The following is a 15,588-nucleotide window of genomic DNA, read 5'->3' as shown; positions in this document are numbered from 1 at the left end:
ACTTTTGGCACGCTGTTGAGTTCTCAAGGAACGGACGCTTCCTTCGGACCGCCTTCCAGCGGGCCCTCCGGGCTTCGTTCTTTCGTGTTTCCAGCCTATCAGATGTTTTCCGCTCCGTTTTCCGGAGTTTCATTCATCCGATTTCCCGTAACTGGCCGGGATCGCTTTCGCGACGTCCACCACACTAACGCATTTCGAGCGTCACTCGAAATTCACACTCGCTCCGGTTGGCGGGAACGCCAACAAGCCCATTTTCATGGGGATCAGAGCGAGAGTGGGTCTTGCCGAGTGGGATGGCCGCTCCAGCGACTCGTTCAACACTAGGCCACCTGGACGACATCGTCAAACGCCGAGGGCCGGATCTGTCCAGATCCGGCCCTCGAGGCTCGAAACCGCAGCTCAGAGCAGGTTTGTTTCAGCCATGGCCACGCCTCAGCCGGCGACCAGCTCCGCCGCCGCCAGGTTCCGCTTGCCGCGCCGCAGCACGAGCCAGCGGCCGTGCAGCAGGTCGGCCTCGGTCGGCACAGCCTCCTCGTCCGTCACCTTGACGTTGTTGAGGTAGGCACCGCCCTCCTTGATCGTCCGGCGCGCGGCCGAGCGACTCGGCGACAGGCCGACGGCGACCAGTAGGTCGACCACCGTCTGGAGCTCGGACACCTCGGCCTTCGGGACCTCGGCCAGGGCGGCCGCCAGGGTCGGGGCCTCCAGGTCCGCCAGGTCGCCCTGGCCGAACAGCGCCTTGGACGCGGCGACCGCGCGCTCGTACTGCTCCGCGCCGTGCACCAGTGTGGTGAGCTCCTCGGCGAGGGCGCGCTGGGCGAGGCGGGCGGCGGGGCGCTCGGTGGTCTCGCGCTCCAGTTCCTCGATCTCCTCCTTCGAGCGGAAGCTGAAGATCCGCAGGAAGTTCGGGATGTCCCGGTCGTCCGCGTTCAGCCAGAACTGGTAGAAGGCGTACGGGGTGGTCAGCTCGGGGTCGAGCCAGACGGTGCCGGACTCGGTCTTACCGAACTTGGTGCCGTCGGCCTTGACGATCAGCGGCGTGGCCAGCGCGTGGACGGACTTGCCGTCGGCCTTGCGGATCAGGTCCGTGCCGGCGGTCAGGTTGCCCCACTGGTCGCTGCCGCCGGTCTGCAGGGCGCAGCCGTAGCGGCGGTTCAGCTCCAGGTAGTCCATGCCCTGGAGGATCTGGTAGCTGAACTCGGTGTAGCTGATGCCCGCGTCGGAGTTGAGCCGTCGGGCGACGGCCTCCTTCGCGATCATGTTGTTGACCCGGAAGTACTTGCCCACGTCACGCAGCAGGCTGATCGCCGACATTCCGGACGTCCAGTCCAGGTTGTTGACCATGCGCGCCGCGTACGGGCCCTCGAAGTCGAGGAAACGCGAGATCTGGCCACGCAGGCGCTCGACCCAGCCGGCCACCGTCTCGGGGTCGTTGAGTACGCGCTCGGCGGTGGGCTTCGGGTCGCCGATCAGGCCCGTGGCGCCGCCGACCAGACCGAGCGGGAGGTTCCCCGCCTGCTGGATGCGACGCATGGTGAGGATCTGCACCAGGTTGCCGAGGTGCAGGCTGGGGGCCGTCGGGTCGAAGCCGCAATAGAACGTGACCGGGCCGTCCGCGAACGCCTTGCGCAGTGCGTCCTCGTCAGTGGAAAGGGCGATCAGCCCACGCCACTGCAGCTCGTCGACGATGTCCGTCACGGTCACGCTTCTCCTTCGATCGGGCGTCCGCCCGGTGCCGGCCCGATTCGGTCGGGCCCCGGGTCGGTACGACTCCAGCCTGATAGAGCCTACGCGGTTCCGGCCAGCGAGTTTTCCCCGAGGCACCCCACCGGGTCGGAGGGCCCGCTCTCCCGGGCCCCTCCCCGATACCGGAAATTCCGTTGTTCGACGGCTGCGGGCCCATTCAGAGTGGTTCCACCGCCGTGCGGCGGCAGTGACGTGTGTGGAGACGGTCGTGCCGCCGTGGCACGCCTGCGGGAAGGGTGTGCCGAGTGCGCAACACGCTGGTTCTGAACGCGAGCTACGAGCCCCTGACGACGGTGTCGCTCCAGCGCGCCGTCGTCCTGGTGCTCCAGGACAAGGCGGTGGTGGAGCAGGCGCATCCGCTGCGCTCGATCCGGGGGACGGGCGTGGCCGTCCCGGTGCCACGGGTGATCAGACTGCAACGGTACGTACGGGTGCCGTTCCGACAACAGGCTCCGTGGTCGAGGCGGGGCGTCCTGGCCCGCGACCAGCACCTGTGCGCGTACTGCGGCCGGCGGGCCACCACAGTGGACCACCTCCAGCCGAAGTCGCGCGGTGGTGCCGACAGCTGGATCAACACCGTCGCCGCGTGCGCGGAGGACAACCAGCGCAAGGCGGACCGCACGCCGGAGCAGGCCGGGATGAAGCTGCTGCGCCGCCCGTTCGTACCGACGCCGCAGGCGAGTCTCATGCTCGCGCTCGGCCTGCGCAGCTCGGAGGTCCGGGACCTCGCCGACTGGCTGCCTGCCGTACCGGGCCGACCCGTCTCGGCGGCGTGAGGCGGTTTCCAAGCACAGGGGCGTTCTCGGCGCTCTCGGCTCCCTCAGCGCTGTCGACGCTCTCGGAACTCTCGACGCTCCCGGTCTGAGGACGCTCCCGGCGTCCGGACGGCGGCGGGTGCCTGTGGGATGGCATGGACGGAGGGGAACGGACGGAGGTCCTCAGTCCTTCGCCTGGTACCCCGCCGCCGTGCCGTAGTTGGTCGAGTGCTCGGGCACCACGACCACCTGCCCGCCGCCGATCAGCACCCTTCCGGAGATCAGGAGCGAACCGGTGCCGGCCGGGAAGTTGCCGCCGATCGCCTCCTGGCCGCCCGCCAGCGGGAACCTGCTGAGGCGGGCGGGCTGGTCCCGTCGTTCATCGGCGGCGAGCACCAGCGACCCGCCGTCGATGCCCACGGCCCGGGCGGCGCCCTTGGCGGCGGTGGGCACCTTCCAGCGCTGCTTGCCGGTGTCCAGGTCGTAGCCGACGGCGGCCACCTGTCCGCCGCCGTTCGGAGGGGCCAGGGTGGTCACCATCGTCCGGCCCTCGAAGTACACGCCGGGAGTGGCCGAAAACGTACCGTGGGCGACGTCCAGCCGACCGCCGTCGACGGCCACCGGGATCTCGGCGGCCGGATCGCCGCCCGTACCCCAGGCGAACAGCCGGTCCGCCTCGGGCTTCTCGCCGGTGGTGAGGACCACGGACGGCTCGGCGGACAGCACGGTCACCGTCTTCGGCTGGTTGTTCAGGCCCCGCCACCAGGCGACCTTGCCGTCCGCGGTGTTCAGCGCGACGGTCTGGTCGGCAGGGGTCGAATCGGCGCAGGAGGAGGCGACGAGCACGGTCTTGCCGCTGACGCCGCCGGAGAGGGTGCAGAACTTGCCCTGGCCGGTGTACTGCCAGACGTCCTTCCCGTCGGCGGACTCCCAGGCCAACGCCCGGTCGTCACCGACGGCAACCACCTTGTCCTCGGTGACGCCGACCCGGGCCGAGTACGCGCCCTTGGCGTCCGAGAGAGTCCTGTTCCAGGCGGTCTTGCCGGTCTTGGTGTCCACCGCCGTCACCAGCGTGCAGGGGCTCTTCGGATCGGCCTGCGGACGGAACAGCACCGCGCCCAGACCCGCCTGGTTCACCCCCGCCGACAGCCCGCACGGAGCGGCCCCGGCGGCCGGCGGCTCCACCGACCAGGTCGGCTTGCCACCCGCCCGGTCATACGCGCGCACCCCGGAGCCGTCGGCCCGGACCACCACGTCGGCCAGCAGCCAGCTGCCGATCAGCGTGTCGTCGCCCCCGGACGAACCGGTCGCGGCGGGCTGCGCGGCCCACGCCCGGGCGTGCGCCACCGCGAAACCCGGCTCGCCGCCGCTGCTCGCCGCCGCGCTGCCGCCGCCCTCGGCACCAACCGTCAACCCGGCGGCCACCAGCACACCCAGCGCGGCCACACCGGCGCCGGTCCGCACCAGCAGGGCCTTGCGGCTGGGCACGTGCTCCCCGGTCAGCACCGCGCCGGCGGCCTTCCGGGCCTTGGCGGAAAGCGAGGAGCCGGAGCCCGCGGCGGAACCGGAACCGGCTCCGCCGCCGGCGCCTCGACGAGCAGCGGCCCTCGACGGTGCGGCGGTCTCGACCTGGCGCTCGGGGGCCTGTTCCCGAGAGGTCCCCGCAGGCTGCTCGGGGCCGGGCGCGGGTGCCGGCTCGACCTCTTCGATGTGCACGTAGCCGTCCGGCGAGTACTCCGCCCCCGCCGGGACGTACAGCCCCTCAGCGGCGGCGGGCTGCTCCGACGTGGCGTACGGCGCGTAGGACTGGTGCTGCTGTGTGTGGTCGGGGTACTGCGGATACGGCTGGTACTGCTCCTGGCCGTCGTACCGGCCCTGGACGTAGCCACCCTCGACATAGCGGCCCTCGACATAGCCGGTCGGACCGAAGCCGGACTGGCCGTACCCACTCTGGTGGTACCCGCTCTGGTCATGGCCGGCGTGCCCGTAGCCGCCCTGGCCGAACTGCTGCTGCGGATGCTGTTGCTGCTGCCCGTACTCGGCTGAGCCGTAGCCCGGCTGCGGCTGCCACTGCGACGGCTGCTGAGGTGCCTGTTGCTGCTCGGAGTAGCCGCCGCACGCGTCGTTCTGCCAGTCCTGGTGGCCCTGGGGCGGCCACGGCTGCCGGGGGTGGGCGTCTCCGAAGGGCTCCTGCGCCATCCGTTCCCGTCCCTCCGAGCCGTCCGCCTGCCGATGCGGCAGTCAGCATCTCACGCCCGCCCGGAGGCGCCGCCCGGGCCCTCGGCCCTCGGCCGTACGGTCCCGGGCTTCGCGGTCGTTCCGCGTCAGGCCGCCGACTCGGCGCGCAGGGCCTCGTCGATCCGGGCGGCGAGGGAGAAGTCGAGCCCGGTGAGGCCGCCGGCGCTGTGGGTGGACAGGACGAAGCGCAGCGTGCGCCAGCGGACGTCGATGTCTGGGTGGTGATCGAGCGCCTCGGCCTGCTCGGCGACGGCGACGACCACCCGGATCGCCGCCGGGAAGTCCGGGGCGTCGGCGGTGCGGGAGATGCTGTCACCCTCCCGCGTCCACTGGGGCAGCGCCACCAGGGCCGCCGTGATCTCGTCCTCGTTCAGCCGTACCCTGTTGCTCATCGCCGCGCTCCTGATGGGTCGTCGGTCCGGTGCCGGGATTCCGGAGTGCCGGGACTCCGGGCTACCGGAATGTCCGGGGTTCCGGTGTCAGGCGGCCTTCCGCCGCGGACGGGCCACCAGTTCGCCACCACAGCTGGGGCAGCTGTCGGCCATGGCCTCGGTGCAGTCCGGGCAGAAGGTGCACTCGTAGGAACATATCGAGGCACGGCCGTCCGCGGTCAGCGACACCGCGCAGCGCTCGCAGCTCTCACGCATCTCCAGGGCCATGGCGTACTTCTCCGATTTGCACACGATGTGACGGTTGTTCAGCTCAACAGAAGCTTGGCGACGGCCACGAGACCGACCACCACGATGACACCGCGCAGCGCGGTCGGGGGGAGGCGGCGGCCCACCTTGGCACCGAGCAGGCCACCGACCAGCGATCCCGCCGCGATCAGACCGGCGGCGGCCCAGTTCACGGTCGAGGCGAAGAGGAAGAAGATCGCGGCGACCGCGTTCACGATCATCGCCAGGGCGTTCTTCACCGCGTTGATCCGCTGGAGGTCCTCCTGGAGCAGCATCCCCATCAGTGCCATCAGCAGCACGCCCTGCGCGGCGCCGAAGTAGCCGCCGTAGATGCCGGTCAGGAACACCCCGATCAGCAGCACCAGGCTGCCGTCCGGATCGCCACCGGGTCGGCGGCGGGCCGCGACGGCCTTGGCCACCCGCGGCTGGATCACCACCAGAACGAGCGCGAGCAGGATCAGCACCGGGACGATCGCATCGAAGGCCCCGCTCGGCAACTTGATCAGCAGCAGCGCCCCGAGCAGCCCGCCGAGCAGTGAGGCGGTGCCCATGCGCAGCACCCGGCGGCCCTGGCCCACCAGTTCACGGCGGTACCCGATCACGCCGCTGAGCGAGCCGGGGACCAGGCCGAATGAGTTGGAGACGTTGGCGGTGACGGGCGGGATGCCGACGGCGAGCAGGACCGGGAAGGTGATCAGCGTGCCGGAACCGACGATGACGTTGATCATCCCGGCGCCGACGCCGGCCGCCAGGACGGCGATCGACTCCCAGAGCGTCATGGGTCGCCTCTCCTCTCGGTCCTGTCCGAGGGGATCATGCCGGACGGCCTCGCGCGCCGACCAGACCCGCCCACGATTCGGGACGCACGCCACACACCCCGGGACGTACGCGTCGGCCTCCCGAAAGGCCGAGGGCCCGCCACCTCTCGGCAGCGGGCCCTCGCCAGTCATGGGGTTCGACCGATCACTCCGGGTCGATCTTCGGGTACTCCCGAGCCGGGTCCACCCGGGGACGGGCGGCGCCCTTCTCGGTGTCCACGGGCCGCGGGCCGGCCGCCGGGTCCAGCGGCACCTGGGTGGCCGCCGGGGCGGTCTGCGTGATGCTGGGTGCCGCGACCGCGCCGCCGTTCATTCCGCCGTTGCCGGTCAGGCCGGTGAAGGCGCCGCCGAGGCCCTTGAGCGCGTCGCCGACCTCGCTGGGGATGATCCAGAGCTTGTTGGAGTCGCCCTTGGCCAGCTCGGGCAGGGTCTGGAGGTACTGGTAGGCGAGCAGCTTCTGGTCGGCGTCGCCGTCGTGGATGGCTTCGAAGACCGTCCGGATCGCGGCCGCCTCACCGTCCGCGCGCAGGACCGCGGCCTGCGCCTCACCCTCGGCCTTGAGGACCTCGGCCTGCTTCTCACCCTCGGCCTTGAGGATCTGGGCCTGGCGCTGGCCTTCGGCGGTGAGGATCGCGGCGCGCTTGTCCCGGTCGGCGCGCATCTGCTTCTCCATCGAGTCCTGGATGGAGGTCGGCGGCTCGATCGCCTTCAGCTCGACACGGTTGACCCGGATGCCCCACTTGCCGGTGGCCTCGTCCAGGACGCCGCGCAGGCCGGCGTTGATGACCTCGCGCGAGGTGAGGGTGGACTCCAGGTCCATCGAGCCGATGATGTTGCGCAGCGTGGTGACGGTCAGCTGCTCGATGGCCTGGATGTAGCTGGCGACCTCGTACGTCGCGGCGCGGGGGTCGGTCACCTGGTAGTAGATGACGGTGTCGATGTTGACGACCAGGTTGTCCTGGGTGATCACCGGCTGCGGGGGGAACGGCACGACCTGCTCGCGCAGGTCGATGCGGTTGCGAACCCGGTCGATGAACGGGACGACGATGTTCAGCCCAGCGTTGAGCGTCCGGGTGTAGCGGCCGAAGCGCTCCACGATCGCGGCGCTGGCCTGCGGGATGACCTGGATCGTCTTGATCAGCGCGATGAAGGCCACCACGACCAGGACGACCAAAACGATAAGGACGGGTTCCACGGACTCTCCCCTAGACGACCAGGGCGGTCGCGCCCTGGATTTCGACGACGTCGACCTGCTGCCCCGGCTGGTACACCTGGCCCGGGTGGAGCGCACGGGCCGACCAGATCTCGCCTCTCAGCTTGATCCGCCCGCCCTCCCCGTCGACGGTTTCCGCGACGACCGCGGTGGCGCCCTGGAGCGCCTCGATGCCCATCTTGACCTGCGGGCCCTTTCGAAGCTGCCGGTAGGCGATCGGGCGGACGAAGACCACCAGAGCAACCGAGACGACGACGAAGGTCACGGTCTCCAGGACCACTCCCCCGCCCAGCGCGGCCACGCCGGCGGCGGCCAGCGCCCCGACCGCGAACATGGCGAACTCCGGCATCGCGGTGAGCACCAGCGGTATGCCGAGCCCTGCGGCGGCCAGGAGCCACCAGATCCAGCTGTCCACACGTCCATCCTAGGGAGCGAAGGCCTTCGAAGCGGACAGTTCCCGCAGGTCGAGGGGCGGAAACCGGTCGCACGTGCGACCGGTTCCGACGGCCTTCCGGATGAACGAACGGACGGGGCCTCAGCCCAGCGGCAGACCCTGGGCCGACCAGCGGTCTCCGTGCCGCTCCAGGGTGAGCGGCAGGCCGAAGCACTTGGAAAGGTTGCGGGCGGTCAGCTCGGTGTCGATCGGCCCGGCCGTGAGCACCTTCCCCTGGCGGATCATCAGGACATGGGTGAAGCCCGGCGCGATCTCCTCGACGTGGTGGGTGACCATCGCCATCGCCGGGGCGAACTCGTCCTGAGCGAGCGCGCCCAGCCTGCGGACCAGGTCCTCGCGGCCACCAAGGTCCAGGCCGGCGGCGGGCTCGTCGAGCAGCAGCAGCTCGGGGTCGGTCATCAGGGCGCGGGCGATCAGGGTGCGCTTGCGCTCCCCCTCGGAGAGGGTGCCGAACTTGCGGTCTGTGAGGTTGGCCATGCCAAGGCGGTCGAGCAGGGCAAGGGCGCGGGCCTCGTCCGACTCCTCGTAGGTCTCCTGCCAGGTGACCGTCATGCCGTACGCGGCGGTGAGGACGGTCTGGAGCACGGTCTGCTCGGCGGGCAGCTTGTCGAACATGGCGGCGCCGGCCAGGCCGATCCGGGAGCGCAGCTCGAAGACGTCGATCTCACCGAGCTTCTCGCCCAGCACCGTGACCTTGCCCGAGGTCGGGAACAGGTACGAGGACGCGATCTGCAACAGCGTGGTCTTGCCGGCGCCGTTCGGGCCCAGGATGACCCAGCGCTCGCCCTCGGAGATGGACCACGAGACCTGGTCGACCAGCGCGCGCCCCTCCCGGACCACGGATACGTCCACCAGCTCCAGCACGTCGCTCATGCCTACGCCTTCCCCAAAAAACAAGATTCTCGGCCGTCGGTGCGGGCGGCGAGCCTACTCCGGCAGCCGGTGGGCACGGGGTGGGTGCGCCGCACACGCATGGGCAAACCTACGCCACGCGGATGACCGCCGATTCCGTAGGCTGGCCGGATGCTCGCGACACCTGCCGACAATCCGTACGAAGAGCCCCGTTCGGGGCGGCTCACCGCATGGGGCAATGCCCTGCTGGCTGGTCTGGTCCCTCCGGACGACGCCGCCACGGCAGTCCTGGGCGCAGACGAGATCCATCGGGTCACCGGGCTTCCCGGCGACGAACCTGGCGAGCAGCACGGCCTGACCTGGGCGCTGGGCCGACTGCGAGTACTCGGTGTGAAGGGTCTTCGTCTCGCGCTGCCCTCAGCCGGGCATCCGCTCGGGCTGACCGGCCCGAGGGCCTTCAACGAGCAGGCCATGAGTGCGGGTGAGGCCGTCCTGGCTGTGGGCGCACCGCTCGGGCTGGTGCCGGAGGTGGAAGTGTACGGTCCGGCCGGCGACCGCTCGGCCACCGTGCTGTGGCGCTGTTCCGAGGTCAATGACGCACCTCCGGCGGACGTGCCGTCGCTCCACGAAGCCGAGCGTGAGCTCGCAGACGGGCTGAGGGAGACTACCGCCATGCTCGCTCGCCTCGACGTGGCCGGGGCCGGGCCTGAGGCCCTGCGCGCCCTCGATGCGTACCGCCGGCGTGGCCACAGCGAACTGCTCGCCCCCGGCTACCCGTCCCGGGCCGTCCGCGTCCTGGAGTCGGCCCGCCAGGTGTCCGCCCTGCTCACCATCGCCTCCGGCGGCCACGGCGCTGCCGTCAGCGCCTCGGAGATGGCGGCCCGCCAATCCGTCCTGACCCCGCTGCGGCGCACCGCCCGGCGCGCCCAGGTGGCCGCCTACAACGCCCTCGTCGACGAGCGAGACGACCGCTGAGAGGTGGTGGGGCCCGGAGCCGGCAGCGGCGAGCGCGATCACCTCGGCGCGCTCGTACCTGCCGTCGGGCCCGATGGTCAGGTCTCCCTGCGTCGTAGCGGCCGCCAGCCTGCGCCGGGACCACCCCAGGATCTCGGCCGCCTCCTCCTCCGAGAAGCTCGCCGCAAGCCGCCGCTCCAGCACCTCGACCGCGGCTCTCGCCGTGTCCGCGGCCTTGCGCATGCGCTCCATGACGGCCTGCTCCACCGCGGCAAACGGGACTGCGGCCAAGGTCTCCCGGCTGTACGTCGGCCAACCCCGGTATCCGCCACAGGGTCGCAGCTCCCCTGCGGCGGCAAGGCGTCTGACGTCCTCGGCGATCACCAGCAGACCGGTGGTGTGCCTCAGCACCGTGGCCGCCTTGGTCGCTCCCACCGGAGGCACGGCGCCCAACGCGAGGACGATCTCCTCGGCACGAGCCTCGAGCTGCACCTCGACGAGGGCCGACCAGGTGCCGTTGTCGAGGTCCGGTTCGGGGATCAGTTCGCGTTCCCGTGCCAGGTTGAACTGCCAGCGCCGCATCCGGAGCCGGCGCCTCAGCAGCTCCGGCCCGTACGCCTGCCGGTCGCGGATTGCCGCCCGGGCCGACCGCGCCCGACGCTCGGCGGCTTCCGAGGCGCCGATATCCGGATCCATGTCCTGACACCCCGACAAGAGGGTTTCGTCCGGCCCCCGCCCCGGGCTTCCGCGCTCGGAAGCCAGGGGCACCTCAGAGCTGGACGGGATGGACGCGCCGGACAGGCGGCACGTCAACTCGAACTCATGGGCCAGCACGGCAGGCCCGCAATCACTGCGCATCGCGCTCATCCGGCCCTCCATCGGAATCGGTGTCGGCCTTCAGGCTGGCACAACCGAATGACCACACGTCACCAAAATTCGGACCATCCCTGCCGAAAGGCATATGCCGGACCATCGTTTGACGCCAGTTCTGGCCGAAACCCTGCCGATCGACACAGCGCCCGCACCAACTCCCCGCGCCCTCAGCGCACTACCCCTCGCGGGTCTCGCCATGGCGAACGGCCCAGAGTGCCGCCTGAGTACGGTCGGCCAGGTCCAACTTCATGAGGATGTTGGACACATGGGTCTTCACCGTCTTTTCCGAGAGGTGCAGGCTGCGGGCGATCTCCCGGTTGGAGCGGCCGTCGGCGATGTGGCCCAGCACCTCGCGCTCGCGCTCCGTGAGCGTGCCTCCGCGACCCTGCGGAGCACGAGGGCCGTCGTCGGAAAGCAGGGCCTCGGCCAGTTCGGGCTGGAGCAGGACGTGACCGGCGTGCACAGATCGGATCGCCCCGGCCAGTGCCTCCGGATCCACGTCCTTGTAGACGTACCCGGCCGCACCGGCCCGCAGCGCGGGAACCATCGTGCGGTGCTCGGTGAAGCTGGTGACGATCAGGATCCGGGCCCGGCTGCCTTCCCCCTTGAGCGTGCGCAGCGCCTCGATGCCGTCGACGCCGGGCATCTTGAGGTCCATCAGGACCACGTCAGGATCGAGTTCACGGGCCCGCTCGATGCCCTCCGCCCCATCGGCGGCCTCCCCGACCACCTCGATGTCGTCCTGGACCTCCAGGAACGTGCGCAGCCCGCGCCGAACCACCTGGTGGTCGTCGACCAACAGGACACGGATCGACGGTGTGCTCTCAGGCACCGGGGACCTCCATCTCGACGAGCGTCCCCCGGCCGGGGGCCGACTCCAGGGTTAGCGTGCCGCCGACGGCGGACGCTCGGTCGCGCATCGAGGCCAGGCCGAGGTGGCGGCCGGCTCGACGGACTGACTCTGGATCGAAGCCGCGCCCGTCGTCGTGCACCCTCAGCACCGCGCCGCGCGCCGGCGTCCCGGCCAGGGTGACAGTGACGGTCCGGGCTCCCGAGTGACGTAGCGCGTTGTGCAGCGCCTCCTGGGCGACTCTCAGCAGCGCGGCCTCCTGGGCTGGCGGCAGCGCCCGGACACCGTCGGCGGTGAAGGTGACATCGGCGGTGTGCGCCCGGTCGAGCACCTGCACCTGCGAGGCGAGAGTCGCGCTGAGCCCGTCCTCCTCCAGCGCGGCGGGGCGTAGCTCCACGACGACGGCGCGCAGTTCGTCAGCCGCCTCGGCGGCCAGCCGGGCGACCTCGGCGAGCTCGGCACGCGCCCGGGCCGGGTCGCGGTCGACGAGCTTGGCGGCCGCCTTGGCCGTGAGCCGCAGCGAGAAGAGCTTCTGCGAGACGGCGTCGTGCAGATCGTGGGCGATCCGGGCCCGCTCGCCGGCCAGCGTGAGCTCGCGGCTGCGCTCGTACAGCCGGGCGTTGGACAGGGCGAGGGCGGCGTGCGCGGCAAGGATCCGCAGCAGTTCCTCGTCGTGGTCGGTGAAGAGGCCGCCGCCGCGCTTGTTGGCGAGGAAGATGACGCCCATCACCTGCGGCTCGTCCTCGGCCGCGTCGGTGTCCAGGATCGGCATGCCCAGGAAGGCGTCCATGTCGGGGTGGGCCGCTGGCCAGCCTTCGAAGGCGGGTGCCTTGCGGACGTCCACGAGCCGCGTGGGACCGGCCTCATGCAGCATCGCGGCGAGCACGCCGTGCTGCCGGGGCAGCGGGCCGATCGCCCGCCACTGCTCGTCGGTGACACCGTCGACCACGAACTGGGCGAAGCCCCCGTGGTCGTCGGGAACACCCAGGGCCGCGTACTCGGCGCCGAGCAGCCCGCGGGCAGAAGCGGTGATGCGGCGCAGCACCTCGCGGACCTCCAGGTGCCGGCTCATGGCGAGCAGTGCCTGGCTGACGGTCTCGATCCCGGACAGGCACGGTTCGCAGGCAAGCAGCGGGCCGTGGTGGGCCCGGTGGTCTCCGGTGATGCTGGGCATATCGCCAAACTACCGCCGTCGCGACGAGCGCCGCGTCCGTCCGCGGCCGCCCCGGGCCCAGGTCCGGGGACCTAGGCCTCAGGGCCCGCCCGGAGTCCTAGGGAGACCACCCGGAGCCCCGAGGGACCTCCCGGAACACGGAACCGAACACGCCCGGAACACGAAAGAGGCGGCCCTCCACACTGGGAGAGCCGCCCCTCGGCCTGTCGTCGAGAAGGGTCAGCCCTTCTGCATGACCTCAGGCTCGTGCCGGCGCTGGAGCCGGGTCACGATGACGCCGATGACGATCGAGATGGCGATCAGCACACCCGCGTCGATCGCCCACTGGGCGACGCTGTGCTTCCAGAGCGGGTCGTAGTTGGGGTTCTGGAAGTCCTTGTTCCACGGGCCCATGAGCACGGAGAGGTCGAGCGTGGTGGACACGATGCCGGTGCCCCAGCGGGCCGGCATCAGCCAGGCGACCTGCTCCAGTCCGGGCTTGCTGAAGATCTGGAAGAGGCAGCCGGTGAAGACGACCTGCACGATGGCGAACATGACCAGCAGCGGCATGGTCTTCTCGGCGGTCTTCACCAGCGCGGAGATCATCAGGCCGAACATCATCGCGGCGAAGCTCAGCAGGATCATGCCGATGGTCATTTCGATGACCGGCAGGCTCTTGACGATCAGGCCGTGCTCGGGGAGCTTGCGCGGCAGGAAGCCGACGGCGGAGATGATGGCGCCCTGGATCACGCTGAAGAACCCCAGCACGATGATCTTGGACATCATGTACGCCGAGCGGGAGAGCCCGGTGGCTCGTTCTCGCTCGTAGATCGCCCGCTCCTTGATCAACTCGCGGACGGAGTTGGCCGCTCCGGAGAAACAGGCGCCGATCGCCAGGATCAGCATGATCGTCGCGGCGCCGCTGTTGAGGTGGAGCTGCGTCTTGGGATTGGGCGCGAGCCCCGGCTCGTTCGGAATCAACACGCTGACCGCGCCGATGACGGCGGGCAGCAGCACGGACAGCGCGAGGAAGCCGCGGTCCGAGGCGAGCACCGACATGTAGCGGCGCATCAACGTCCACAGCTGCGAGCCCCAGCTCTGCGGCTTCGGCGGCCTGACGGCCTCCTGGGCGACCTGGACGTGCTGCACCTCACCCGCCTCCACGGTGGGCGCGGAGTACTGCCGGTAGTGCACCGAGCCGCGGTAGCGGCCGGCCCAGTCGTGGTCCGGGTAGTTCTCGAAGGCCTGGAAGACGTCCGCCCAGGTCTCGTACCCGAAGAAGTGCAGCGCCTCGTCCGGCGGGCCGAAGTAGGCCACCGAACCGCCCGGCGCCATCACCAGCAGCCGGTCGCACAGCGCCAGCTCGGCCACCGAGTGGGTGACGACCAGGATGGTGCGGCCGTCGTCGGCGAGGCCTCGCAGCATCTGCATGACCTCGCGGTCCATACCCGGGTCGAGGCCCGAGGTGGGCTCGTCCAGGAAGATCAGCGAGGGCTTGGTGAGCAGCTCCAGGGCGACCGAGACGCGCTTCTGCTGGCCGCCGGAGAGCGCGGTGATCTTGTTGTCGGCACGCTTGTCCAGGCGCAGCTCGTACAGCACCTCGTCGATCCGGGCGTCTCGCTCGCGGGCCTCGGTGTCGCCGGGGAAGCGCAGCCGGGCCGCGTACTTGAGGCCTTTGCGGACGGTGAGCTCGCGGTGCAGGATCTCGGACTGCGGCACCAGGCCGATGCGCGAGCGCAGCTCGGCGAACTGCTTGTAGAGGTTGCGGCCGTCGTAGAGGACCTCGCCGCGATCGGCCGGGCGGTAGCCGGTGAGGGCGCGCAGCAGCGTGGACTTGCCGGAGCCGGACGGGCCGATGACAGCGACCAGCGACTTCTCCGGGACACCGAAGCTGACGTCGTCGAGCAGGATCTTCTTGGTGCCCTTGTGCTCGACCTCGACGGTCAGGTGACGGGCGGAGAAGGAGACCGCACCGGTGTCGACGAACTCCTGCAGCTGGTCGCCGACCAGGACGAAGCTGGAGTGGCCGACGGTCAGCCGGTCCTGCGGGCCCATCAGCTGACGCTGCACCCGCTGGCCGTTGAGGAAGATGCCGTTGTGGCTGCCGAGGTCGACGATCTCGTAGCGGCCGTCCGGGAGCTGGCGCAGCTCGGCGTGGTGGCGGGAGACCTGGAGGTCGGACACCACGACGTCGTTGTCGAGCGCACGGCCGATCCGGACGGTGCGCATCGCCGACGTCAGGTTACGGATGATGGTCGGCTGCGGCCCGCCGTCGTGCCGCGGCGGGGCCGGAAAGCCCTGTTGGGGGAAGCCACCGTGCTGGGGCTGGGGCTGCTGCGGGGCCGGCTGGGCCTGCGGCGGCGCGTACTGCTGCTGCGGGAACGCCGGCTGGGCCTGCGGCTGCCCCTGCCAGGCCTGCTGCTGCGGCTGCGGCTGCTGGTACGGGTCGTGCTGCGGCCAGCTCTGCTGCGGGGCGGGCTGCTGGGGCGTGGGCACCGGGCCGCGGCTGGTGGCGGCCTCGTGCACCGGGGCGGCCTGCGGCGCCGGGGCCTGCGGAGCCACGGCGTGCGCGGGTGCGGAGAAGCCGAGCCGGGGGCCGTTCTCCGGGTTGCCCAGGTTGACCACGGCACCGGGGAACAGCTGGGCCTGCATGGTGCGGGCGCCGGCCACGTACGTTCCGTTGGTGCTGCCGTGGTCGTCCAGCTGCCAACCGCTGCCGTTGAAGCTGATGGTCCCGTGCTGCCAGGAGACCCTGGCATCGTCGAACGTGAAGTCCGACTGCGGGTTGCGCCCGATGGTGTAGGACCGCCCGGGCTCCAGAGTCCGCTGCTGTCCGTTGATCTCGATGACGAGTTGCGGCACTGCTCGCCTGCCCCGCTCTCTCGGTTCCCCCGAATTGTGGCCCCCGGCCGGGGCTGCGATGTTCCTGTGACTGACGGGGGGAATCATTCCAGCCTGCCGACCGCCGGTGAAAGTCAGCCCTGGCGACTGTGACCAGGCTGCTA

At 70.7% G+C, this 15,588-nt stretch carries 13 protein-coding genes; 2 read left to right on the top strand and 11 right to left on the bottom strand.

What is annotated here, in order from left to right; translation table 11 throughout:
- Positions 1-432 precede the first annotated feature (432 nt).
- Positions 433-1,698 (bottom strand): tyrosine--tRNA ligase, encoded by a 1,266-nt coding sequence (gene tyrS, locus ACWDBB_RS26185; RefSeq protein WP_449791925.1) that lies wholly within the window; start codon positions 1,696-1,698, stop codon positions 433-435.
- A gap of 293 nt (positions 1,699-1,991) precedes the next feature.
- Here tyrS and ACWDBB_RS26180 point away from each other — a divergent pair, with 293 nt between their 5' ends.
- Entirely contained in the window at positions 1,992-2,522 is a 531-nt protein-coding gene (locus ACWDBB_RS26180) for an HNH endonuclease (RefSeq protein WP_449791918.1), read from the top strand.
- A gap of 162 nt (positions 2,523-2,684) precedes the next feature.
- On the opposite strand, the gene ACWDBB_RS26175 is transcribed toward ACWDBB_RS26180, so the two are convergent.
- From ACWDBB_RS26175 to ACWDBB_RS26145, 7 genes are all read right to left on the bottom strand, one after another.
- Positions 2,685-4,700 (bottom strand): outer membrane protein assembly factor BamB family protein, encoded by a 2,016-nt coding sequence (locus ACWDBB_RS26175; protein ID WP_449791917.1) that lies wholly within the window; start codon positions 4,698-4,700, stop codon positions 2,685-2,687.
- A 125-nt stretch (positions 4,701-4,825) separates the two neighbouring features.
- Positions 4,826-5,131, bottom strand: a complete 306-nt coding sequence (locus tag ACWDBB_RS26170) for a 4a-hydroxytetrahydrobiopterin dehydratase (RefSeq protein ID WP_449791916.1) — start codon at positions 5,129-5,131, stop codon at positions 4,826-4,828.
- 87 nt (positions 5,132-5,218) lie between these two features.
- Positions 5,219-5,398, bottom strand: coding sequence for a DUF1272 domain-containing protein (locus ACWDBB_RS26165; RefSeq protein ID WP_449791924.1), 180 nt, complete (start codon positions 5,396-5,398; stop codon positions 5,219-5,221).
- 38 nt (positions 5,399-5,436) lie between these two features.
- A complete protein-coding gene (locus ACWDBB_RS26160; RefSeq protein WP_449791915.1) occupies positions 5,437-6,195 on the bottom strand; it encodes a sulfite exporter TauE/SafE family protein in 759 nt (252 codons plus the stop codon).
- Positions 6,196-6,379: 184 nt separating this feature from the next.
- Positions 6,380-7,429: an SPFH domain-containing protein gene (locus tag ACWDBB_RS26155; protein WP_449791914.1), complete on the bottom strand. Its 1,050-nt coding sequence runs from the start codon at positions 7,427-7,429 to the stop codon at positions 6,380-6,382.
- 10 nt (positions 7,430-7,439) lie between these two features.
- A complete protein-coding gene (locus tag ACWDBB_RS26150; protein WP_392878240.1) occupies positions 7,440-7,862 on the bottom strand; it encodes an NfeD family protein in 423 nt (140 codons plus the stop codon).
- Between the two features lie 120 nt (positions 7,863-7,982).
- Entirely contained in the window at positions 7,983-8,774 is a 792-nt protein-coding gene (locus tag ACWDBB_RS26145; RefSeq protein WP_449791913.1) for an ABC transporter ATP-binding protein, read from the bottom strand.
- Between the two features lie 150 nt (positions 8,775-8,924).
- On the opposite strand from ACWDBB_RS26145, the gene ACWDBB_RS26140 reads away from it, so the two are divergent.
- Positions 8,925-9,728, top strand: a complete 804-nt coding sequence (locus ACWDBB_RS26140) for a hypothetical protein (protein WP_449791912.1) — start codon at positions 8,925-8,927, stop codon at positions 9,726-9,728.
- Positions 9,729-10,755: 1,027 nt separating this feature from the next.
- Here ACWDBB_RS26140 and ACWDBB_RS26135 read toward each other — a convergent pair.
- The 3 genes from ACWDBB_RS26135 to ACWDBB_RS26125 all read right to left on the bottom strand — a co-directional run bounded on the left by ACWDBB_RS26135 (position 10,756) and on the right by ACWDBB_RS26125 (position 15,445).
- Complete coding sequence (locus tag ACWDBB_RS26135; RefSeq protein ID WP_392913946.1) at positions 10,756-11,412, bottom strand: response regulator; 657 nt, start codon at positions 11,410-11,412, stop codon at positions 10,756-10,758.
- Positions 11,405-12,502: a GAF domain-containing sensor histidine kinase gene (locus tag ACWDBB_RS26130; protein WP_449791923.1), complete on the bottom strand. Its 1,098-nt coding sequence runs from the start codon at positions 12,500-12,502 to the stop codon at positions 11,405-11,407. The genes ACWDBB_RS26135 and ACWDBB_RS26130 overlap by 8 nt, the downstream gene beginning before the upstream one ends.
- A gap of 321 nt (positions 12,503-12,823) precedes the next feature.
- A complete protein-coding gene (locus ACWDBB_RS26125; protein WP_449791911.1) occupies positions 12,824-15,445 on the bottom strand; it encodes an FHA domain-containing protein in 2,622 nt (873 codons plus the stop codon).
- Positions 15,446-15,588 lie beyond the last annotated feature (143 nt).

It is taken from the genome of Kitasatospora sp. NPDC001095 (genome assembly GCF_053598615.1).
This window is presented reverse-complemented; position numbering and strand designations above follow the sequence as displayed.